Below are 21,457 nucleotides of genomic sequence, written 5' to 3' on the forward strand. Positions count from 1 at the left end.
CAATAGAACGTTAGCCCAACGGTCGTGATCACCATGTTATCAGACAGATCCAGCGGTTTTTCCTCTTTTTTTTCTCTGCCGGCATTCGGTAAATTGCCTGCGGGAAAGCGTTTTGAGCGTATCAGCGCCTCCGTTAACTTCACCGACGGCGAGTTTCGTAACCCACTGCCCACGCCCCAGCTGACAGAAGGCGCCGGATATGTGGCGCTGTTATGGGAATTTATTTTCGGTAGCCGTCAACGGGTGAAACCCGCGGGTGCCCTGCCGATGGTGAAAACAGACCTGAAAGCGCTTGATGCCGGCCAGGATACAGTGCTATGGCTGGGGCATTCGTCTTATTTTATGCAGCTTGGCGGCCACAGGATCCTGATAGACCCGGTATTCAGCGCCTACGCCGCGCCCTTTTCTGTTTTTAACCGGGCTTTTAAGGGCGACTATCCGTATTCCGCCGCGGATATGCCCGAGATCGATTACCTGATTATTTCCCACGATCATTGGGATCATCTGGATTATCCCACCCTGACCGCCCTGAGGACAAAAATAAAAACCATCCTTTGCCCGCTGGGCGTCGGCGCGCATTTGGAATATTGGGGATTCTCACCGGAGATTATCCATGAATCGGATTGGGACCAGGAATGGGTTTTTGCCGCCGATTTTACCGTCCATGTCCTGCCGGCCCGTCATTTTTCCGGCCGTGGCCTGGCCCGCAACAAAACGTTGTGGGCCAGCTTTATGCTGGAAACACCGGCCCGCAAGGTTTTTTACAGCGGCGACAGCGGCTACGGGCCGCATTTTGCCGCTATAGGCGACCGCTTTGGCGCGGTCGACCTGGCCATTATGGAGAATGGGCAATACGACAAGAGCTGGAAGTACATTCATATGATGCCTGAGCAAGTTGCCCTGGCGGCGACGGACGTGCGCGCCGGCGCGCTGTTGGCCGGCCACTCCGGGCGGTTTTGCATGTCCAACCATGCCTGGGACGATCCGTACATCCGCCTGTCCGCCGCCAGCCGGGATAAAACCTACAGACTCTTGACGCCGGCGATTGGCGAAGCCGTGTTGCTGGACCGCCCGGGGCAGGCATTCACCCGGTGGTGGGAAAAGACTGACGGTTAAGCGGGCTGCTTAAGCGCGGCGTTATGGAAGCCAATATAGCGGGCATAACGCGCGGGTTTGAGTTGGGTCAGGTCAACCAGCACCAGTCCGTCTATACAGTTGTTGAACGCGGGGTCGCTGCCGAAGTCGATAAATTGCACGCCGCCGGTGGCGCACAGTTCAGAATACTGCTTGTACAGCGGCGGGATACTGCAGCCAAAATGACTTAACAACTGCTTCAGCTTTTGCAAATCCGCCTGATAATCATCCCCGGTAAATTGCGCCAGCACCTCGGGCAGCGACGCCGGATAGGGCCGCCGCGATGTCGCCAGCGGCAGCGCCGGGGCAAAATAGAGTCGGTAAAACGCGACCAGTATATCCCGCGCCGCCAGCGGCAGGCCGCCGGAAATCGACACCGGGCCGAACAGATAGCGGTATTGCGGATAGGTAGCCAGATACGCGCCAATCCCCAGCCACAGGTAATCCAGGCCGCGCTTGCCCCAATACCGGGGCTGGATAAAACTCCGCCCCAGCTCGATACCCTGATCGAGAATGGGATCCATTTCATGGCCATAATGGAACAGGCTCTGGCTGTAGAGACCCGCAATGCCTTTTTGCTTAATGTGCCCGGCGGTGGGAATAAAGCGGTAGGCGCCGATGATCTCCAGCTCCTGCGGATCCCAGAGCACCAGGTGATAATAATCGTCGTCATAGCTATCGAGATCGCGGCGGCGGCCGCTGCCTTCCCCGACGGCGCGAAAGGCGATTTCCCGCAGACGGCCCAATTCGCGCAATATCGGCACGTACTCTTCGCCGGCGCGCCGGTATAAATAGATGATTTTGCCATCAGGCGTCCGGCCCAGCGTTTCGCTGGCGGACAGCGCGCGCTTCAGGACGGCGCGATCTTCGGCGCGGGCAATGGCCGACTCGGTGGCGAACAAACCGTCTTTACCCAGCCCGATGCGGTAAACATGACGGCGAAAGCGTCCGGCCAGGACATTGACGTCGGTATGGCCATCATGCCAGTTGGCGTAGGGTATGCGCGCGCCGATATGTAATTTAAGGCGGTTGCCGCGCTGGCGGAACATCTCCCGCACCAATAACAGCGAGGACAGCGGGCGGTAAAGCAGCGAACACAGATAAAACCACGCGCTGTTGCCGCCGCCGATATGCACCGGCACGACGGGCGCACGGCTTTTGGCGGCCAGACGGATAAAACCGGTGCGCCAGCAGCCGTCACGTACGCCTTTGCTGCCAAGACGCGAGACTTCTCCCGCCGGGAACACGATCAGCACGCCCTGGTTATCGAGGTGTTCCTGCATCAGCGCCACCTGCGTACGGCGCGTGCGGTTGCCCATATTATCCACCGGGATCATCAGGCTGCTTAACGATTCCACGCGCGACAGCAGCCGGTTCGCCACCACCTTGACATCGCTGCGCACCGACGCGACCGCGCGCAGCAACACCAGCCCGTCGATGGTGCCGATCGGATGGTTGGCCACCACCACGACCGGACCGTAGCTGGGGATTTGCTCAAGATCGCGCTCGGTCAGTTCGCACTGGATATTTAAAAATTCAAGGATCTGCTCCACCATGTCCAGTCCCTTCAGATGCCGGTAATTATCGGCTAACTGATGAAACTCTTTTTCTCGAAATAGCCATTTCAGCAGCCTGAGCTGCCAGGGCGCGGTTTTATGCCGTGGGTTCAGATCCTGAAGCACCGTTTCCATGCTAAACATAGGAACACCTCCAAATGCGTTCCTCCGACCATAAACAGCATCGATGACAACGACATGGCGGGCAGATGACAGATTGGGTAATCCCTCATCTGCGGCTCAGGACCGCTGCTTCGCGAACGACACAGCCGCTCGCGGCCATGTCATGCTTAACAGGCAGCCAGGTGTCCGTTGCCGTAGTCGGTAAACTGCTGCGGCGGACTTTGCCAGCCAAGCGGCTTGATGGGGTCCGGGCGGGCCATATCGGTCAGCAGACTGTGGAAATCCCGTTTTTGGCTGACGTCCGGCATGGGCACCGCGCTCAGCAGCCGGCGGGTGTAGGGATGACGCGGATGATGCAATACCTGATCCCGTGGGCCAATCTCGACAATCCGGCCGGCGAACAGGACCGCGACCCGATGGCAAATGCGCTCAACCACCGCCATGTCATGGGAAATAAAGACATAGCTGAGCCGGTACTCCCCGCGCAACGCCTCCAGCAACGCCAGCACCTGCGCCTGCACCGACACGTCCAGCGCCGATACCGATTCATCGGCGATGATAAGCCGGGGGTTCAGCGCCAGCGCCCGGGCAATGCAAATACGCTGCCGCTGGCCGCCGGAGAACTGGTGCGGATAGCGATCCATGACACCGGCCGGCAACCCGACCTGTTCCAGCAGCTGGCCCACGCGCGCGCGTCTTTCCTCCCCGCGCATGCGCTGATGGATAAGCATCGGCTCCCCCACCAGTTCAAAAACCGATTGGCGTGGATTAAGCGCGGCGTACGGGTCCTGGAACACCATCTGGATCTCCTGGCGCACAGCGTTGAGCGCGTCCCCTCGCAGGCCGTTAAGTTCCTGCCCGGCCAGCCGCGCGCTGCCCTCGAACGGCACCATATTCATCAGCGCCTTGCCGAGGCTGGACTTACCGCAACCGCTTTCGCCCACAATGCCTAAGGTCTCTCCCGGCCAGAGATCAAACGTGACGTTATCCACCGCAAAGACCTGGCGGCGCGGGCTAAAGCCCTCCCGGCGCACCGGGAAACGTACCGTCAGGCGGTTTACCGACAGCAGCGGCTCGGCATGCTCCACCGGGGCAATCGGCGGCGCGCTGCCCAGCACCGGCACCGCCGCCAGCAGCTTGCGGGTATAGGCTGCCCGCGGCGCGTGGAACAGCTGCGCCGCCGGGGCGCGCTCCTCGATGCGTCCCTGGTTCATGACCACCACGTCATCCGCCATTTCCGCCACCACCCCCATATCATGGGTGATCAGCAATACGCTGGTATTGAACTCCCGCTGCAGCTCGCGCATTAACTGCAGGATTTGCGCCTGGATGGTGACATCCAGCGCGGTGGTCGGCTCATCGGCAATCAGTACACGAGGTTTGCACAGCATCGCCATGGCAATCATCACCCGCTGGCGCATCCCGCCGGACAGTTCGTGCGGGTACTGTTTAAGACGCTTTTCCACCTGGGTGAATTTTACCGCGTCCAGCATCTCCACGACCCGCATACGCCGGGCACGGCGATCGAAGGGTTCATGGCGTTGCAGCGTTTCCTCCAGTTGTTGCCCGACGGTCATCAGCGGGTTAAGGGAGGTCATCGGCTCCTGGAAAATCATGCCGATCTGCTTGCCGCGCAGCGGCTGCATCTCAGGATCCGACAGGCTCAGCAGATCGCGGCCGTCAAATACAATGGCCCCGCCGGGCACGCTCGCCTCATTGGGCAGCAGCCCCATAATGGCCAGGGACGCCAGGGATTTGCCGCTGCCCGATTCCCCGGCGATGCACAACGTTTTGCCCGGCAATAATGCAAAGCTGACATCATCCACCACCCGGCGGGAGCCGAATTCAATTGACAGACGCTCCACTGAAATCAGGGCTGGCTGCATCGCAAGTACCTCACTGTAAAACCAGTTTCGGAAAGTAGAACGACACCACCCAGTTCGGCATGTCGACAATTTCACTGATGCGGAGATCGCCGCAGACCGAGCACAGCATATAGGCATCCTCCGGGCTCATATGCTGCTCCCGGCACAGGGCGTCGATACAGTAGCGCAGCGCGTCACGGGCGGCGGTCATCAGATCCGGACCTACGCCGGTAAATACCTCGTATCCCGCCTTGTCGAGATGATCGGTCACCGGCCCTGGGGTGGAAAAACGCGGCGTGGCCAACGGCATGTTTTTTACCACCTCCAGTTTCACCACCGCGTCCATGGCGCTTTCAATCGCCGTGCCGCACACCTCGCCGTCGCCCTGCGCGGCATGGGTATCGCCGATCGAAAACAGCGCGCCCTCCACTTCCACCGGCAGGTAAAGGGTACAACCCGCGTTGAGATCGCGAATATCCAGGTTGCCGCCCACCCGCCTGGGCGGCACGACGGAATGCAGGCCCGCCTCGGCCGGCGCCACGCCGATGGTGCCGGCAAAAGGCTTCAGCGGCACCCGTCCATGGCGGCCAAACGCGCAGGGCGCCAGCGTGGTTTTATCGTAATGCCATAAGGCCAGCGCCGGCGTGGTGAACTGATCCGCCAGCAGCCCGAAGCCGGGGATATTGGCCGTCCAGCCGAAACCGGAGGGGCGGAAGGCGTCGATAGTCACTTTCAGCACATCACCCGGCGCGGCGCCTTCCACGTATACAGGACCGTTAACCGGATTGATTTTGTCAAACGGCATGGCGCCGACATCGGCGGCGGTGGATTGCGGCGTGAAAAAACCGTTGGACGAGTCAAGACAGTGAAACTCAAGCGTGGTGCCGGACGCGACGCGGGCCTCGGGGACAAGGCTGTTATCCCAGCCGAAATGGTGCTGCGCGTGATGAATGGTTTTAACCAGGCAGTTTTGACACATGCCATCTCTCCTTCAATAGCGGCGAACCGGTGCCGGCCGGCCCGCCAGGCGGATTATTTTTTCCAGATATAGTCATAGTTGACCGGAACATGCACCGGGTCGACGTACAGCGCGTCCTCCCCGCCCATATTGGCGGAACGTACCGTGAAACGTTTTTCGTTAAAAATGGGCACCCAGGGCGCATCATCCATGGCGCTGATGAAAATTTTGCGCCAGGCGGCGATACGCGCGTCCTGCTGATCGGGTTTGGCCATGCTGTCGGCTTTTTCGGCTTCGGCGTCCAGGGTTTTATTACAGTAGCGCGCCCAGTTCCAGCCGCCATCCACCGCGCCGCCGCAGCCGAGGATCGGTCCCCAGAAGTTGGATGGATCCGGGAAGTCGGCAATCCACGCCATGCCGCCGGACCAGACCATCGGCGCCTGATCGGCTGAACCGCCTGCGGCAATGACGTTGGCCTGGGCCAGAGATTTAATGCTGGCGCGAATACCCACCTTGGCCAGATCCTGCTGGATAGACTGGGCGATGCGCGGCTGCGGATCGGTATTCATCACATACAGTTCGGTGCTGAAACCATTGGCAAACCCTGCCTCGCCAAGCAGCTGTTTGGCCTTCGCCACGTCATAACCCAGCCCTTTATAGGCGGTGTCATAGCCGGGCATCGCCGGGGGTAGCGGCTGGTTGGCCGCAACGGCGCGGCCGTTGATAATGCGCACGATACGATCTTTGTTGATGGCCATATTGACCGCCTGACGCACCTTCAGGTTATCGAACGGCTTTAGGGTGGTTTTCATGGTCAGGTAACCGGTCTGGAGCTGATCGCCGGTCACCAGCAGCCCCTTATATTTGGGGTCTTGCTTAAATTGCAGGAACCGGGCCGGCGGCACGCCGTCACCGGCGATATCCACTTCCCCGCGCTCAAGGCGCAGCAGGGCCACCGAGGGATCCTGCCCCACTTCAAAGGTGATGGTATCAAGGTGCGGCAGACCACTGCGGAAGTAGTTGGGATTCTTCTTGAACACCAATTCCTGGCCAAGCTTCCATGTGCTCAACTCAAAAGCCCCGGTGCCAACCGGATGTTTGCCGAAATCCGCGCCCCATTGTTCCACCGCTTCATGGGGAACGACAGAAGCGAAATTCAGCGCCATCACATGCAGGAAGGTGGCATTCGGCGCCTTGAGGGTGATCTTGACGGTATAATCGTCCGGCGTTTCAATACCGGCAAGGTGTTCCGCTTTACCGGACGCCATATCATCGTAGCCGGCAATGGAGCTGAAGAACCCGGCCCCCGGGCTTTGGGTTTTCGGATTAACGGTGCGCTCCAGCGAGTATTTCACGTCGGCAGCCTTCATCTCGCGGCCGTTATGGAACTTCACGCCTTTGCGCAGCGTAAACGTATAGACCAGCCCGTCATCAGAGACGGTGTAATTTTCCGCCAGGTCGTTGACCAGGTCGGTGGTGCCCGGTTTATAATCCATCAGGCCGTCAAACAGGCTTTTGATCATCGACCAGTTCTGCCAGTCATAACCAATCGCCGGATCAAGCGTCGCCACGTCATTCTGATACGTGACCACCGCATTGCCGCCCTGCCTCGCCTCCTCCGCATGGGCCGCCCCGGCGAAACATGCCGCCGCCACCGCCATCATCACTAAGCGCTTTTTCATGGTCTTCCCCTCGAGTTCTTGATATCAATGCGCGGATCCACCCATGGCAGCAGCAGATCCGCAATAAGGTTGCCGCCGACAATCGCCACCGCAGATACCGTGGTAACGCCGACAATTACCGGAATATCGACCTGCTGGATCGCCTGCCAGGCCAATTGCCCGATCCCCGGCCAGCCAAACACCGACTCCACCACCACCAGCCCGCCCAGGAAGATGCCGATATCAATGCCAATCATCGGGATCAGCGGCAATACGGCGTTGGGCAGCACATGACGGAACAGCACCCGCGCCCGGCTTAATCCTTTGGCCCGGGCGGTACGGACAAAATCCTCATGGAGGACGTCAATCATCATTGAGCGCAGCATGCGCGAATACCAGCCGCTGCCCAGCACGCCAAGCGTCAGCGCCGGTAGCGCCAGGTGACTAAAACCGCCGTAGCCACCCATCGGAAACCAGTCAAGCACCGCCGAAAACAGATACAGAAACAGCATCGCGGCGATAAATTGCGGTGCGGAAACGCCAATAAACGAGAAGGCCATCAGCAGTTTGTCGAGCACGGTATTGCGTTTGACCGCCGCCAGGGTGCCGAGGGTAATGCCAAGTAAAAGTTCGCACAGGATCCCCGCCGCCATCAGTTCCAGGGACGGGCCGATGCGCGCAGAAATCAGCGCGCTAACCTCGCTGCGCTGGATAAATGAACGGCCGAGATCGCCATGCAGCAACCGCAGCAGATAGTGGGTATATTGCTGCCAGAACGGCAGGTCCAGCTCCAGTTGATGGCGGATGCTGGCGATCACTTCCGGGGTGGCGCTGCGCCCGGCAATCTGGCGCACCGGGTCCGCGGGCAGTAAAAACAGCAGCATATAGCTGATAAAGGTCACACCTAATAAAATCAGGGCGGCGTGCAGCAAACGACGGCTTATAAACGGCATCACAGACCTCGTTTCAGGGTGGGATCCAGCGCATCGCGCAGGGCGTCGCCGACGATATTAAACGCCAGCGACAGCAATACGATTGCCGCGCCAGGCAGGAATACCAGCCAGGGCGCCGACGTAAAATAGGTCTGGCTTTCAAAAATGATATTGCCCCAGCTCGCCATCGGCGGTTGTACCCCGACCCCCAGGAAGGAGAGCGTGGCTTCCAGCAATACGGTGGTGGAGATGCCGAGGGTGGCCCAGACCAGAATGGTGGGCACCAGGTGGGGAATCAGATGCACGATGAGGATTCGCCACGGTCCGGCGCCTATGGTGCGCTCCACGGCGACAAAATCACGCGCGCTGAGTGCGACGGTTTCGGCATAGATCACCCGCGCAATCTGGACCCAGTTCACCATGGCGATGACCAACGCGACGATCCACACGCTGGGCTGGAAAATCGCGGCGAGGGCGATAGCCAGCAGCAGCGCCGGAAATGCCATCATCAAATCGGTGATACGCATCAGCAGATTGCCGATGCGCCCCTGGATATAGCCGGCGCATAGACCGACCACCACGCCAATCAGCACCGCCATGCCATTGGCGACCACGCCCACCAGCAGGGAGGTGCGCGCCCCCCAGATAAGCCTTGAGAGCAGATCTCGGCCCAGCAAATCAGTACCGAGCCAGAAGCCGCGATCCGGCGGCAGCGGCGCGCCGTCCAGGCTCAGGCCCTCGACAAACTGCTCATCCGGGTCGAACGGGGCCAGCCAGGGGGCGAACAGCGCCGCCAGTATCACCAGCACAATAAACAGCACGGACAGCAACAGCATCGGACGGCGGTATAAACGCAATAACATGGTTAACCTTCTCCCAACCGTTGTTGTTGCCGGAAAGCGAGGTATTTTTCCGCCGCCTCTTCCATACGCAGGTTGTGGCGCATGGCTTCGCCGCGCAGCCCGGCCCATGCCTGCTGTTCATCGCAGTTACCGTCCACCATCAGCGCCGCGACGGCCCGGCTCACCACGGGCATGGCGCTGACGCGCAGGCGTAGCTGCATCAGTTGTTCCTCCTGCGTCGTAAGCTGGTGGCGCAGGCCGATAGCCATCATCAGGGTGGTATAGATGGCGCGTTGATTAATCGGTTTCGGCAGTAGCGCGGTCGCGCCGAGCAACAGCGCCCGTTGGATTTGCGATAAAGCTTCATGGGACGTCAGCACCACGATGGGCACCGCGCGTTGTCGCAGCATCTCCAGGGTCCTGGGACTGGCGAAATATTCCAGCTCCACCAGCGCGGCGCAAACCGGGCCAGGCGGCAGCGGGCCGTCGGCGCAAAGCGTAACCCAGCGCCCGCCCATGCGCGGCAGGCATTTTTCCAACGTCGCCAGCGTGCGGGGGTCGCAATCCACTAATAACAGCGGCCGCGTGTCAAAATCCGGAGGGGAGAGTGTCTTCATTTTACGATCCTCAATACGGGCCGCGTCGATGCCGGGGCAAAAGCAGCCTGGAGATCCGTCGCCGTTAAATACGGGTCGGGCGCGACCGGGTGCGACTCGCTGTACAACAGGTGAAACGCGCCGTGGCGCAGTTCCGCGATATGGCAGGGCAAAAACGTGTGGTTATTGCGTGACGAGACAGACAGGGCGCCGAGGGCAGTTTGTTGCCCGTTAAGATACAGCGCCCGGCGGATGGCGTCCGGATCGCTGTCCATGGACTGTTGCAGGGCGTTGGCGAACAGTTTTACCGCCAGCCAGGCCCCGGTGTAATAGTGGGAAAAACGGGTCCAGCCATGCAGCAATTGTTGCCGATGACAGAAGGCGGTATTGGTGGCGGCAAAAAACGGACCGCAGGAGAGCAGCCGCAGCGCGCGTATTTCCCCCAACTGGCTGGTTTCCGCTTCGGTCAGGTTGCAGCTTAATACCGGCAACATCCGGCCGGCCTGGGCGCAGAGCCGATCCAGCCGGCGTAAAAAGGCATAAGAAGACTCGCCAACCAGGTTATTGAGTACAAAATCCGGCGCGGCCCGCAGGGTCTGCTCCGCCAGTTCCTCCACCGCGGTATGACCGAGATGCAGGTATTTCTCCGCCAGCACCTCGCCGCCGGCAATCTCGATCGCTTCCCGGGCGATGCGGTTGCTTTCCCAGCCCCAGACATAGTTTGATCCCGTCAGCCAGGCGCGTTTGCCGAATTCCCCCAGCGCCAGGCGCAATAGCGGCAATAATGTCTGGTTGGGACAGCCGCCCAGATAGATAACCTGCTCGCTGCTCTCATATCCTTCATACGGACAGCCGTACCACAGCAGGGCATTATGTTGCTCCAGATCGGGAATGATTTCTTTACGGCTGGCGGACGTGATAGTGCCGAAGATATGCCGCGCGCCGGCGCTTATCAGCCGTTCGACCCCCGCGCTATAGGCGCTAAGATTACCCGCCGGGTTGATATGGGTGGCGTTCAGGATATACGGAAAACAGGGATCGGCATTGGTTTCCGCCAATGCGTGACGCATCCCGGCCAGCGCGCTTTCCGCCATATGGCGGTAGGTGCCTTCGGTGGAAAGTAAGATACCGACCTCAATCACTGCGCGCATCTGCTGCCTTCCTCGCAAAAAAAAAGCCTGACCACCCGCAAAGGGGATCAGGCTTCATTACCTGTAAAGGTTAAATTTTCACAAGACTTATGGGACCGTGCCCCGGCTTGACACGAAGGAATATGAAAGAAACGTGCCAATTTGCAATAAATAGCAATAACAAGGCGTTAATCAAATGTACCGGCGGACGATGCCCCATAACGGGGCAGTGATACACCATAATAGAACATTCAGCGCCGGCCGCGTGAGGCGCAATACCCCCTCTTATCGCCAGGGTTATCGGATACCGAAGGCCTTAGGTTTGGGCGTTTGCCCGAAGCTGTCTTTTTCCAGCGTGAACATAATCAATCACTCCGTCGTAAACAGTCATTGCCACTCTCACGATCACCCTAATCTGTTTATTGCCGGCACCAGCGTGATGCCCTCCACCTCCTGCATGAACCCCACGCTTACCGGCGCGGCATTAAGCCTGCGTTTGGCGGATCATCTGCTGAAGGTGGTAAAGGTATAAGTTAAGCGTTAAATTCTGCCGCGGCTTGCTTCCCGGCGAGCCGCGGTGTTATTTTTTAGCGTAAACCCGCCCGAAGGACCTTCACGGATGAGTACTTACCATTTAGTCGATCCCGAACTGCAGCCATTATTATCACAACTGGAACATCCCACGCTTGATGCCCAGGTCCTGCCGGCGATGCGCGCCCAACGGCAGGCGGCCGCGCTGGACAACGCCGCGCGCGACGATGGGCTGGCGCTGTCCATGACCGAACATTTAATCCCCGGGCAGGACGGCGCGCCGCCGGTGCGGGTGATGGTTATCGCTCCGCTCGCGGTGAAAAAAGGCCGGATGGGCATCCTCCATATCCACGGCGGCGGATTTCTGATGGGTAGCCCGGAACAATCGCTGCCGCTTACCCGCCTCACCGCAAGCCGGCAGGATTGCGTCGTTGTCTCGGTTGATTACCGGCTGTCGCCCGAGACGCGCTTCCCCGGTCCGCTGGAAGATTGTTTTACCGCGCTGGCCTGGATGGCGCAATACGCGGGTGAACTGGGCGTCGATCCCCGGCACATCGGCGTGATGGGCGACAGCGCCGGCGCGGGACTGGCCGCCGGGCTGGCGCTGCTCGCCAGGGACCGTGGCGCACCGGCGCTGGCTTTTCAGAACCTGATGTACCCGATGCTTGATGACCGCACGGTGGTGGAGACCGATCCTAATCCGGTAACCGGCGAATTTATCTGGACGCGGGAAAGCAACCGTTTCGGCTGGCAGTCGTATTTGGGCGCCGAGCCGGGCGGCGAGGATATTTGCATGTATGCGGCGGCGGCGAGAGCGAATGACCTGGGCGGTTTGCCGCCAGCCTGGATTGGGGTGGGCACGCTGGATTTGTTTCTCGACGAAAATCTGGAGTATGCCCGCAGGTTAATCCGCGCGGGCGTGCCGGTAGCGTTGAACGTTTACCCCGGCGGGTTCCATGGTTTTAACGGCGATCCCAACGCGGATATCGCCCGCCGCGCCCGCAAAGACCGGCAGCTTTCTTTAAGCCGCTTTAACCCGGCACAACCGGGGGCCTAATGATACAGGCAATCCCAAACGCATGCCCATGCGACCGCTCTTGCCCTGGAGCCCCTTTTTTGACCAGAGGGAATGGCCCGGCATCGCTTATCTGAATCCGGCCCCCGGCTGACTCAAATCGTATCTTGATTACGACTGGCCCTCCGGCCGGTCCGGCATGCCCTCATGTGCGCCAAATTCCTGCTCTGGCGGTGACACCCAGCGGTCTTTGCGCGTCAATTCATATTGCTGGTTTTTTGGGTAATGGATCCTGTTATCGGGTTTGGACGCCTCGCCGACCACCAATAGCCGGACTTCTCGTTCGCTGTTATTGATAAAGGTATGGCAGATGCCTGTGCCGGCTGGGAATCCCACCGCTTCACCCGGCGAGAGCTGATGCATAACGCCGTTTATCCAGACATGCGGATGCCCTTCCAGCACATAGATAAACTCCTCCTCCGCGCTTTCAGCATGGGGATAGGTGGTCCGGCGCCCCGGCGGCAGCCGTTCATGATGAATACCAATCCGGCTAAGGCCAAGCATTCGGCCCAACGGCGCGCCAATCGACATGCGCTCGCCGCTATCTTCATAGGCCGCCACGTCGTCACCCTCCAGCTCACGCCAATGCCTGATAAATTCCGGACGCATATTGTGATCCTCCCTTACGCTGATTGTATCGTTAGAAGCCATTATTCAAAAAAATAGCTCAGAATAGGTTTACTTGGGCGGCATATTTACAAAACGTCTCAGTTACGGATATTATATATCCGTAACCGTCGTTGTGTTGTAACGGATAAAATCATGATCCTCAAGAGTCAGGTCGAGTGGGCCCTCCATTGCTGCGCCCTGCTCGCCGGTATGCCGGCGGAACGCTATCTGTCCACGAAAACCCTGGCGGAATTTCACGGCCTGCCGAAGGAATATCTGTCGAAAGCGCTGCAAAGTCTCTCCCAAGCCGGCCTGGTCGCGACCACGCTCGGCCCGGGCGGCGGCTACCGGCTGGCCAGGGCGCCGGCTGAGATCACCTTCCTGGATATCGTCGAAGCCGTCGAGGGTAAACGCCAGACGTTTATTTGCAATGAAATACGGGGCAACAACCCCTGCCGGGCAAAGGGAACCTGCGACAGCAAACCCTGTCCGATAGCGCGCATCATGTGGGATGCCGATGCGGCCTGGCGCCATTCCCTCGCGGGCGTAAGCCTGGCTTCCCTCGCGTTGACCCTGGCCGAGGATGTCCCGGACGACCTGCTCAAACGCACCATGGACTGGCTGCTGGAACGCTCCGGCTGACACCGCGTGCGCCCTATCCCGCGCCGTTGTTCTTTCACCATGCTACCGGGACATCGCCGGATCGGCCCCTACCGCCGTCATCAGGAAATCCAGCACCGCCTTGACGCGCAGCGGAATATTGCGGCGCGAGAGATAGACCACATGCATGGGCAACCGGGACGGCGGAAAGCCTGGCATCACGGCGATAAGCCGGCCCGTCGCGATATCGGGGCCGGCAACGAGATGGGACAGGATCGCCAGCCCCGCACCCGAGAGCGCCGCGCGATACACCGCCAGCGCATTATTGGAAATCAGCCTTGGCGCCACCCGCACGGCCGTCTCCGCCGAACCGTCGGAGAATGACCAGGTCATGCCCTCCCCGCCGCGATTGTAGTAAAGACACTCATGGTGTTGTAACTCCGCCGGCGCGCTTGGCGCCGCGCGCCTGGACAGATAGGATGGCGCCGCCACAAGAAACGCCGTTGTCCACCCGATATGCCGGCAGATCAGTCCATTCGCCAACACCGGCCCCAGCCGGACTTCGAGATCAATCCCCTCTTCCAGCAGGTCAGACGGGTTTTCCCGCAGCACCAGTTCAACGGACAAACCGGGATAGGCCGCCAGAAACGGCGCCAGCAGCCCGCCCAGATACATCCCCAGCGGCCCCGGCACGCTCAGGCGCACCTTGCCCGAGGCGGCGGCGCAGCCCAGGCCGGCCGCGTCGCCCAGTTCGTCGACGGCCGCCAGTACCCTTAGCGCAAAAGGAATAGCCCGTTCCCCCTCGGCCGTCAGCGCCAGACCGCTGGTGGTCCGGTGCAGCAGCCGGATCGTTAAATGGCTTTCAAGCGCCGAAACCTGCCGGGAAACGGCTGGCTGGGTGACACCCAGATCGGCGGCGGCGGCGGAAAACGAGCCGGTTTCGGCGACGCGCAGAAAGCTGCGCAAGGCGGATACAATGTCCATAAGGTCGCTCCATACTTTTGGTTATAGCCCCTATGCCGCCGTCTCGCTGCGGCGCAGCTTTACAGGCGCTTAATTAAGGATATTATATATCCATAAGGATAACAAATATCCTTAATCACCCGGAGAAATGACAAATGACCCAACGCCTCAATTATGCCCAGTTGTCCCCCGAGCAGTATCAGCAACTGATCGCGTTCTCGGCCGCCGTGCGAAACGGCGTTATCGAGGAGGGAATTATCGATTTGATCGAGGTGCGCGCCTCCCAGCTTAACGGCTGCGGCTTCTGCCTCGATATGCATATCAAACAGGCGACCATCCGCGGAGAGTCCGCGCTGCGCCTGCATCACGTGGCAATCTGGCGCGAATCCCCCCTATTCCAACCGCGCGAGCGCGCGGCGTTGGCGTGGGCCGAATCCCTCACCAAACTGTCGGGCGATGTGCCGGATGAGCTCTATGAACACGTGCGCGGCCAATTTTCCGAAAAGGAAATTTCCGATCTGACTTTCGCCGTCATGGCGATTAACGCCTGGAATCGCGCCGGCGTGGCTTTCCGGGCCGTACCGGGTTCGGCCGACAAGGTATTCGGTCTCGACAAGGCGGGTTTGCGTTAAGGCGGCCGATTCGCGGCTTTCGTCATATCACGACAAAGCGCCCCGTGGCCGGGGCGCGAGGTAGGCAATGATGAAAATCGTTATCAATGGCGGTACCGGCCAGATCGGCGCTCCCTGCGTCACCCTTTCCCGGGCACAATAAAAACGGTTTGCCCTCGTCCCAATGACACGCCAGTATTGCGCCCGGGTTATTCCAAACCCAGTCGCTCCTTGCGCCAATGCTATTATGTGACGCATCTCCTGATCTTGCCGTTTAAACGGTAATCGGAAAAAAATTTTCCCTTTTTTAGGCTTTTTTATGAGCTTTGCGTGATAAACACCGTTCCTCATTTCATATTATGGGTTCCGGGGTAAGACTTGATGAACAAAAGCGAAAGACAAAAAGCGATTCGAGTTAAGCTGGTGAGGGATAAAAATGTCTATGTCGCAGAGCTGGCGAAAGAGTTAAGCGTCACTACGCGCACCATTCGCAATGATCTGAAAGAATTGAGTTCACATGCCAACTGCATGCTATTTCACGGCGGCGCTAAGTTAGCTGAGGTCGCTGATGAATCACTCTTTGAGAAATCCGTCATCAATACCATTCTCAAAGGCCTGGGTGACAGCAGCATGGATTCTTATACGGAATCCGATCAACAAGAAAAGCTTCTCGACGACGGCATCTATATTCTCGGCTCGTTCAATGTCGATATAGTATCGGAAACAATGATGTTGCCGCAAATAGGTCAAACCATCCGGTCATCGTCCACTCATTTTTATGCCGGCGGCAAAGGAACCAATCAGGCGGTGGCGGCAGCGAAAATAAATAATAACGTTCATCTGGCAATAAAATTGGGAATGGATGAATTTTCAGAGAAAGCGAGAAAATACATTACCAATACTGAAATTTCCTCGTTCACTATTTTTGAAAATGAAATAGCTGCCACGGGGATCGCCATTGTCTGGGTTTCCAATACCACTGGCGATAACATGATCAGCATCGACCTTGGCGCCAACGAAACCTTTACACAAGAAGATATTTTATTCGATTTAAATATCATCCAGAGCTGTAAAGTATTTTTAACCCAGCTGGAGAATAATTTTCCCATTACCCGCTTTGCCATTATGCAAGCTAAATCATTTCAGTGCGTAATAGTAGTGAATCCTGCGCCCTACGTCTCGGAAGTGAAGGAAATATTGCATTTAATTGATATTATCACGCCGAATAAAATCGAGGCGGAAGCGCTGTCCGGCATCGCAATCACCGATATTCATTCAGCAAAAACCGCGGCGAAAAGCATCCATAACCAAGGGGCTAAATGTGTCATCATCACGCTCGGCGAGCGGGGTTGTTTATTATTTGACGGCGATATTTTTACCTATGTTCCCGCCTATAAATCAGCGGTAATGGATACCAGCGGCGCGGGAGATGCTTTTACCGGCGCATTGGCCGGATGCATAGCCAATGGTAAAAAATTAACCGATGCCGTGCGATATGCCTGCGCGTTCGCCTCCCTGAAAGTCGAGCGTAAAGGGGCATCAAATATGCCGAACAGCTCGCTGGTTTATCATCGAATGCAACAATAGATTCTTATTGGCTGTTTCACCGATAAAGGAGGTCTTTTCATTTATACCCACGTTTTGCGTACCGTTGCCGGCGGAACGGGGTATACGCACAACAGGGCTGTGGCAACCGCAACGCTGTTGTCTTTATAGTGTCTCTCTAGAAAGGATAATTTCATGAAAAATGTACCATTTCTTAAAGTTATAGGTGCCGTTGCGGTACTGGTGTTTTCCGCCGCCGCTGCGTTGCCGGTTTCCGCCGCTGACACGCAGCATCACAAACCCAAGATCGCGCTGGTCATGAAATCACTGGCAAATGAATTTTTCCTGACGATGGAAACGGGTGCGAAAGATTACCAGAAACAACATGCCGATAAATTCGATCTTATTTCCAACGGCATTAAAAATGAAACCGACACAGCTAATCAGATTCAAATTGTGGAACAGATGATTGTGTCAAAGGCGGACGCCATTATTATTGCCCCGTCGGACTCCAAAGCCCTGGTACCCGTGGTTAAAAAAGCGATTGATGCCGGCATTATTGTTATCAATATCGATAATCAGTTTGATGCCGCCGTTCTGAAGGACAAAGGCTTAAATGTGCCCTTTGTCGGCCCGGATAACCGTAAAGGCGCTAAAAGCATCGGGGATTATTTAGCAAAACATCTTAAGGCCGGCGATCAGGTGGGCATTATTGAAGGCATCCCTACCTCGACCAATTCCCAGCAGCGCACGCAGGGCTACCAGGATGCCATGGCGCAGGCAGGCATAAAAGTCGTGTCGGTACAGTCCGGACAGTGGGAGATTAATAATGCCAATGCCATTGCCGCGGCGATGTTAAGCGAATACCCCAATATCAAGGCGTTATTGGCGGATAACGATAATATGGCGCTGGGCGCGGTTTCCGCGGTTCGCGCAGCCGGGAAAAAGGGCCAGGTCCAGGTGGTGGGCTATGACAATATCGCGGCGATCAAACCGATGCTGGCCGATGGGCGGGTATTGGCGACCGCCGATCAGTTTGCCTCTCAGCAGGCGGTTTTTGGTATCAATGCCGCGTTAACCGCCCTGGAAAACGGGAAAAAGCAAAGCGAACTGGCCAGCAGCGTAGAAACGCCGGTCAAACTGATCGTCAAGCAATAAACACCCGGGCCGCTGAGCGGTGCTGATGCCTGGGACCGGAATATCCCTGTGGTTTAACGTTGCCGCTCACGCCGCGGCAGCGTTAAACGCCAAGGGTTAGCGCCAAACAAAGCGCACCTGTTCCCGGTATTTTGACCCGCCCGTTAACGCAGTTATGCTGCCATCACCGGATAACCCTGAATATGACAGACCGGCATGAAATTCTAGCAATAAAGGGTATCGGCAAAACCTATAGCGAGCCGGTGCTGACGGATGTGAACCTGAAATTATACCCGGGAAAAGTCCTGGCGCTGACGGGTGAAAACGGCGCGGGTAAAAGCACGTTATCCAAAATAATCGGCGGCCTGGTCATACCCACCACGGGCACTATGCTGTACCAGGGCCAGCCTTATACGCCGGCGAGCAGAAAAGACGCGGAAAAAAGAGGTATCCGCATGGTGATGCAAGAGCTCAACCTGCTGCCAACCCTTTCGGTGGCGGAAAACTTATTTATCGATCAATTACCTCACCGCGCGGGCTGGATCAATCGCAAACGCCTGCGCGACATGGCCCGGCCGGTAATGGCGCTGGTGGGCCTGCAAATGATTGACCCGGATACGCTGGTCGGTGAACTTGGCCTGGGCCATCAGCAAATGATTGAGATTGCCCGTAACTTAATCGGTGAAAGCCGCATCCTTATTTTAGACGAACCGACAGCGATGCTGACCAGTCGCGAAGTCGAATTATTGTTCAGCCAAATTAAGCGCTTTAAGCAGCGCGGCGTCTCGCTTATCTATATTTCCCATCGTCTGGATGAACTGGCGATGATTGCCGACGATGTTACCGTCTTACGGGATGGCCATGTCGTGTGCACAGACGATATCAGACGCTACAGCAGCGACCAACTGGTGTCGTTAATGGTGGGTCGCGATCTGGAAAGTACCCTGGATATCAGCGCGCGCCGGCAGGGCGCGCCCATTTTAAAAGTAGAGCACTTCAGGCGGGGTCATATTATCCAGGACGTTTCATTGACCCTGCATCGTGGCGAAGTCCTGGGGATCGGTGGATTGGTTGGCGCGGGACGGACCGAATTATTGCGCGCCATATTTGGTGCGGACCCGGTGGAGCACGGGCAATTATCCGTGGGCGATCCGCTGCTGCCGGTCACCCTTCGCTCCCCCGCCGACGCGATCCGCCACCGGATTGCGCTGGTTACCGAAGATCGCAAAGGCGAGGGGTTGCTATTGCCGCAGTCTATCGCCGCCAATATCTCCCTGGGAAACCGCGATAAAATAAGCCGCTTCTCCGTGGTCAACGCGCGCCATGAACAGCGTTTGGCGCAAAAACACATCGACAACCTGGGCATTCGCGCCACGGGCAGCGGCCAGCCGGTCGAAAGCTTGTCCGGAGGCAACCAGCAGAAGGTGCTGATCAGCCGCTGGCTGGAGCGCAACTGCGACGTCATTTTATTTGACGAACCAACGCGCGGGATAGACGTGGGGGCCAAACGGGATATCTATTTACTCATGAATGAGCTAACCCAGGACGGCAAAGGCCTGATCGTCGTGTCCAGCGACCTGCGCGAATTAATGCTGATTTGCGACCGTATCGCCGTCCTTTCCGCCGGGAAATTAGCAGGCCTGTTTACACGCGGCGCCTGGACGCAGGACGGTATTCTGGCCGCGGCATTTTCCGGCTATCAACAAACAGAAAAGGTTGCCGCCACCCAGGCCGGCCCAGGGAAACCACTCGATGCGTAAAACACCATTATCTCATCACACCGGGCCGCTGAATAGGGAATCACTACAGGCGGAAAAAAGGTTATCGCCCTCTACCTGGCGGGGCCTGAGCAGTTATCTGGGACTGATCGGCGCGCTGCTGGCGATGATCGTGCTGTTTTCCTTTCTCAGCGATCATTTTTTAAGCATGAATACCTTCAGCACCATTGCCAATCAGATCCCGGATTTAATGGTGATGTCGGTAGGGATGACCTTTGTGTTGATCATCGCGGGCATCGATCTTTCCGTGGGCTCGCTGCTGGCATTAGCCGCCGCCGTTGTCAGCGTCACCTACCTCAATCTGCACTGGAATCCCTGGCTTGCCGCGCTGTCGGGCGTGGCGCTGGCGACGCTCGTGGGCTCGCTTACCGGATTTATCACGGTCTTCTGGCGTATCCCTTCGTTTATCGTGTCGTTGGGCATGCTGGAAATGGCGCGGGGAGCGGCCTATCAATTAACCGATTCCCGGACGGCCTATATCGGTTCAATTTTTGATTATCTGGCCGATCCGATTGTCCTTGGGATCTCGCCATCGTTTGTGATCGCCGCCCTGGTGATTTTATTAGGGCACCTGGCATTAACCCGTACCATTTTCGGCCGCCATCTTATTGGCATCGGCACCAATGAGGAAGCCGTACGCCTGGCGGGAATCAATCCCGGTCCCTATAAAATCGCGGTATTTGCCCTGATGGGGGGATTATCCGGCCTGGCGTCGCTGTTCCAGGTCGCCCGTCTCGAAGCGGCGGACCCCAACGGCGGCGTGGGTATGGAACTGCAGGTGATAGCCGCCGTCGTCATCGGCGGCACCAGCCTGATGGGCGGACGCGGTTCCGTCATTTGCACCTTCCTGGGCGCTTTGATTATTTCAGTGCTGGCGGCGGGACTGGCGCAAATAGGCGCAAGCGAACCGCGAAACGGGTCATTACCGGCGCGGTCATCATTGTGGCCGTGGTGCTGGACACCTACCGCAGCCAGCGGCAAAAAAAATAACGCCCCGACCCGGTGCCGCGCACGGCACATCCGAGGGCATAGACATCGGCTCTGTTGAGCTATGCCCTGATGAAAACAGCGGCCCCCCCCCCTCTTTAACCTAGCGCCAGGAGCCGGCGACAGGTGATTTTAACGCGGCGTCAGTTGGCTGATAAACAACCCCGCCGCGCTGACCGCATCAATGGCTATCTTGCCTAAATGACGGCGGATGCTGTCGGCCAGGGCGATGGTGGAAAACCCCGTACAGGAAAAAGCAATGACTTCCGCGCCCTGGCGATAAAGCGTATCGGCGCAAGCCAGCGCGCTTTCCCGCCCCTGCGCGCTGAGAAGATCCGTCGTGTTGAAAACCCCTTCCGGCCGCGCATAAACCACCGCTTCGCCAAGCAGTTGTTTAAACGGCGCCGGCGCGCCGGCCCCTATCCCCATCACCGCCACAGGACGTTTAAGCATGGCGGCCACGCTTGCGGACGCGCTGCCGGCGCCGATGACGGGAATGGTCACCGCCCGGCGCAGTTCCGCCAGTCCCGGATCGGCCGCACAGCTCAGGAATAAGGCATTACAGCCTTCCGCCTGCAGCGCCTGTCCCAGCGCGATAATTTTCGGTATTGCCAGGGACTGGCTGGCATCGTCATAAATACCTTGGCGTTGGTCGGGGATGCAACGACTCAGGGAGATCGTCCCATACTGCTGTTGGATCAGACGGCCATGCTCTTCCACAAAGGCCCGATCGTCATGGGTTAAGACTCTGATAATGCCCAGCATAAAAAACTCCTGTTAAACATCACAATAGCCCGCGGCCAGAACGTCAGCATACAGGGTAG

The 21,457-nt window shown here is 58.0% G+C and carries 19 protein-coding genes and 1 pseudogene; 9 read left to right on the plus strand and 11 right to left on the minus strand.

Features of this window, described 5'->3' with window-relative positions; all coding sequences use genetic code 11:
* The first annotated feature begins 33 nt into the window (after positions 1–33).
* On the plus strand, positions 34–1,116 hold the full coding sequence (locus ACL2XG_RS10380) for an MBL fold metallo-hydrolase (protein WP_413722226.1): 1,083 nt from the start codon (positions 34–36) through the stop codon (positions 1,114–1,116).
* Here the strand turns inward: ACL2XG_RS10380 and ACL2XG_RS10385 are convergent.
* The 8 genes from ACL2XG_RS10385 to ACL2XG_RS10420 all read right to left on the minus strand — a co-directional run bounded on the left by ACL2XG_RS10385 (position 1,113) and on the right by ACL2XG_RS10420 (position 10,818).
* Positions 1,113–2,834 carry a lysophospholipid acyltransferase family protein gene (locus ACL2XG_RS10385; RefSeq protein ID WP_413722225.1) on the minus strand — a complete coding sequence of 574 codons (1,722 nt, stop codon included), beginning with the start codon at positions 2,832–2,834 and terminating at the stop codon, positions 1,113–1,115. The two genes, ACL2XG_RS10380 and ACL2XG_RS10385, sit on opposite strands and share 4 nt — an antisense overlap.
* A gap of 146 nt (positions 2,835–2,980) precedes the next feature.
* Positions 2,981–4,699 (minus strand): ABC transporter ATP-binding protein, encoded by a 1,719-nt coding sequence (locus ACL2XG_RS10390; RefSeq protein WP_413722224.1) that lies wholly within the window; start codon positions 4,697–4,699, stop codon positions 2,981–2,983.
* Positions 4,700–4,709: 10 nt separating this feature from the next.
* Positions 4,710–5,657 (minus strand): acetamidase/formamidase family protein, encoded by a 948-nt coding sequence (locus tag ACL2XG_RS10395; RefSeq protein WP_413722223.1) that lies wholly within the window; start codon positions 5,655–5,657, stop codon positions 4,710–4,712.
* A gap of 53 nt (positions 5,658–5,710) precedes the next feature.
* Positions 5,711–7,318, minus strand: a complete 1,608-nt coding sequence (locus tag ACL2XG_RS10400) for an ABC transporter substrate-binding protein (RefSeq protein ID WP_413722222.1) — start codon at positions 7,316–7,318, stop codon at positions 5,711–5,713.
* A complete protein-coding gene (locus tag ACL2XG_RS10405; RefSeq protein WP_413722221.1) occupies positions 7,315–8,250 on the minus strand; it encodes an ABC transporter permease in 936 nt (311 codons plus the stop codon). Before ACL2XG_RS10405 ends, ACL2XG_RS10400 begins: the two co-directional genes overlap by 4 nt.
* Complete coding sequence (locus ACL2XG_RS10410) at positions 8,250–9,092, minus strand: ABC transporter permease (RefSeq protein WP_413722220.1); 843 nt, start codon at positions 9,090–9,092, stop codon at positions 8,250–8,252. The genes ACL2XG_RS10405 and ACL2XG_RS10410 overlap by 1 nt, the downstream gene beginning before the upstream one ends.
* A gap of 2 nt (positions 9,093–9,094) precedes the next feature.
* Complete coding sequence (locus tag ACL2XG_RS10415) at positions 9,095–9,688, minus strand: ANTAR domain-containing response regulator (protein WP_413722219.1); 594 nt, start codon at positions 9,686–9,688, stop codon at positions 9,095–9,097.
* Positions 9,685–10,818 (minus strand): transporter substrate-binding protein, encoded by a 1,134-nt coding sequence (locus ACL2XG_RS10420; RefSeq protein ID WP_413722218.1) that lies wholly within the window; start codon positions 10,816–10,818, stop codon positions 9,685–9,687. The genes ACL2XG_RS10415 and ACL2XG_RS10420 overlap by 4 nt, the downstream gene beginning before the upstream one ends.
* 352 nt (positions 10,819–11,170) lie before the next feature.
* On the opposite strand from ACL2XG_RS10420, the pseudogene ACL2XG_RS10425 reads away from it, so the two are divergent.
* A pseudogene (locus ACL2XG_RS10425) lies at positions 11,171–11,329 on the plus strand (GMC oxidoreductase); the annotation flags it as partial.
* An 87-nt stretch (positions 11,330–11,416) separates the two neighbouring features.
* The gene (locus tag ACL2XG_RS10430) at positions 11,417–12,385 is read left to right on the plus strand and encodes an alpha/beta hydrolase (RefSeq protein ID WP_413722217.1); all 969 of its coding nucleotides are present in this window, start codon (positions 11,417–11,419) and stop codon (positions 12,383–12,385) included.
* A 129-nt stretch (positions 12,386–12,514) separates the two neighbouring features.
* Here ACL2XG_RS10430 and ACL2XG_RS10435 read toward each other — a convergent pair whose 3' ends face one another.
* Complete coding sequence (locus tag ACL2XG_RS10435; protein WP_410016260.1) at positions 12,515–13,012, minus strand: cupin domain-containing protein; 498 nt, start codon at positions 13,010–13,012, stop codon at positions 12,515–12,517.
* Between the two features lie 153 nt (positions 13,013–13,165).
* Between ACL2XG_RS10435 and ACL2XG_RS10440 the strand changes: the two genes are divergently transcribed.
* Complete coding sequence (locus ACL2XG_RS10440) at positions 13,166–13,654, plus strand: RrF2 family transcriptional regulator (protein ID WP_413722216.1); 489 nt, start codon at positions 13,166–13,168, stop codon at positions 13,652–13,654.
* Between the two features lie 42 nt (positions 13,655–13,696).
* Here the strand turns inward: ACL2XG_RS10440 and ACL2XG_RS10445 are convergent, their stop codons facing one another.
* Positions 13,697–14,596, minus strand: coding sequence for a LysR family transcriptional regulator (locus tag ACL2XG_RS10445; protein WP_413722215.1), 900 nt, complete (start codon positions 14,594–14,596; stop codon positions 13,697–13,699).
* A 134-nt stretch (positions 14,597–14,730) separates the two neighbouring features.
* On the opposite strand from ACL2XG_RS10445, the gene ACL2XG_RS10450 reads away from it, so the two are divergent.
* From ACL2XG_RS10450 to ACL2XG_RS10470, 5 genes are all read left to right on the plus strand, one after another.
* Complete coding sequence (locus ACL2XG_RS10450) at positions 14,731–15,207, plus strand: carboxymuconolactone decarboxylase family protein (protein WP_410016263.1); 477 nt, start codon at positions 14,731–14,733, stop codon at positions 15,205–15,207.
* 360 nt (positions 15,208–15,567) lie between these two features.
* Complete coding sequence (locus ACL2XG_RS10455) at positions 15,568–16,773, plus strand: PfkB family carbohydrate kinase (protein WP_413722214.1); 1,206 nt, start codon at positions 15,568–15,570, stop codon at positions 16,771–16,773.
* Positions 16,774–16,926: 153 nt separating this feature from the next.
* Positions 16,927–17,889, plus strand: a complete 963-nt coding sequence (locus ACL2XG_RS10460; RefSeq protein WP_413722213.1) for a sugar ABC transporter substrate-binding protein — start codon at positions 16,927–16,929, stop codon at positions 17,887–17,889.
* A gap of 182 nt (positions 17,890–18,071) precedes the next feature.
* Complete coding sequence (locus tag ACL2XG_RS10465; protein WP_413722212.1) at positions 18,072–19,628, plus strand: sugar ABC transporter ATP-binding protein; 1,557 nt, start codon at positions 18,072–18,074, stop codon at positions 19,626–19,628.
* The gene (locus tag ACL2XG_RS10470) at positions 19,621–20,694 is read left to right on the plus strand and encodes an ABC transporter permease (RefSeq protein WP_413722211.1); all 1,074 of its coding nucleotides are present in this window, start codon (positions 19,621–19,623) and stop codon (positions 20,692–20,694) included. The genes ACL2XG_RS10465 and ACL2XG_RS10470 overlap by 8 nt, the downstream gene beginning before the upstream one ends.
* Before the next feature lie 71 nt (positions 20,695–20,765).
* On the opposite strand, the gene ACL2XG_RS10475 is transcribed toward ACL2XG_RS10470, so the two are convergent.
* The gene (locus ACL2XG_RS10475) at positions 20,766–21,398 is read right to left on the minus strand and encodes an aspartate/glutamate racemase family protein (RefSeq protein WP_413722210.1); all 633 of its coding nucleotides are present in this window, start codon (positions 21,396–21,398) and stop codon (positions 20,766–20,768) included.
* Positions 21,399–21,457 lie beyond the last annotated feature (59 nt).

It is taken from the genome of Sodalis sp. RH24, from assembly GCF_047324145.1.
Lineage (GTDB): Bacteria > Pseudomonadota > Gammaproteobacteria > Enterobacterales > Enterobacteriaceae > Acerihabitans.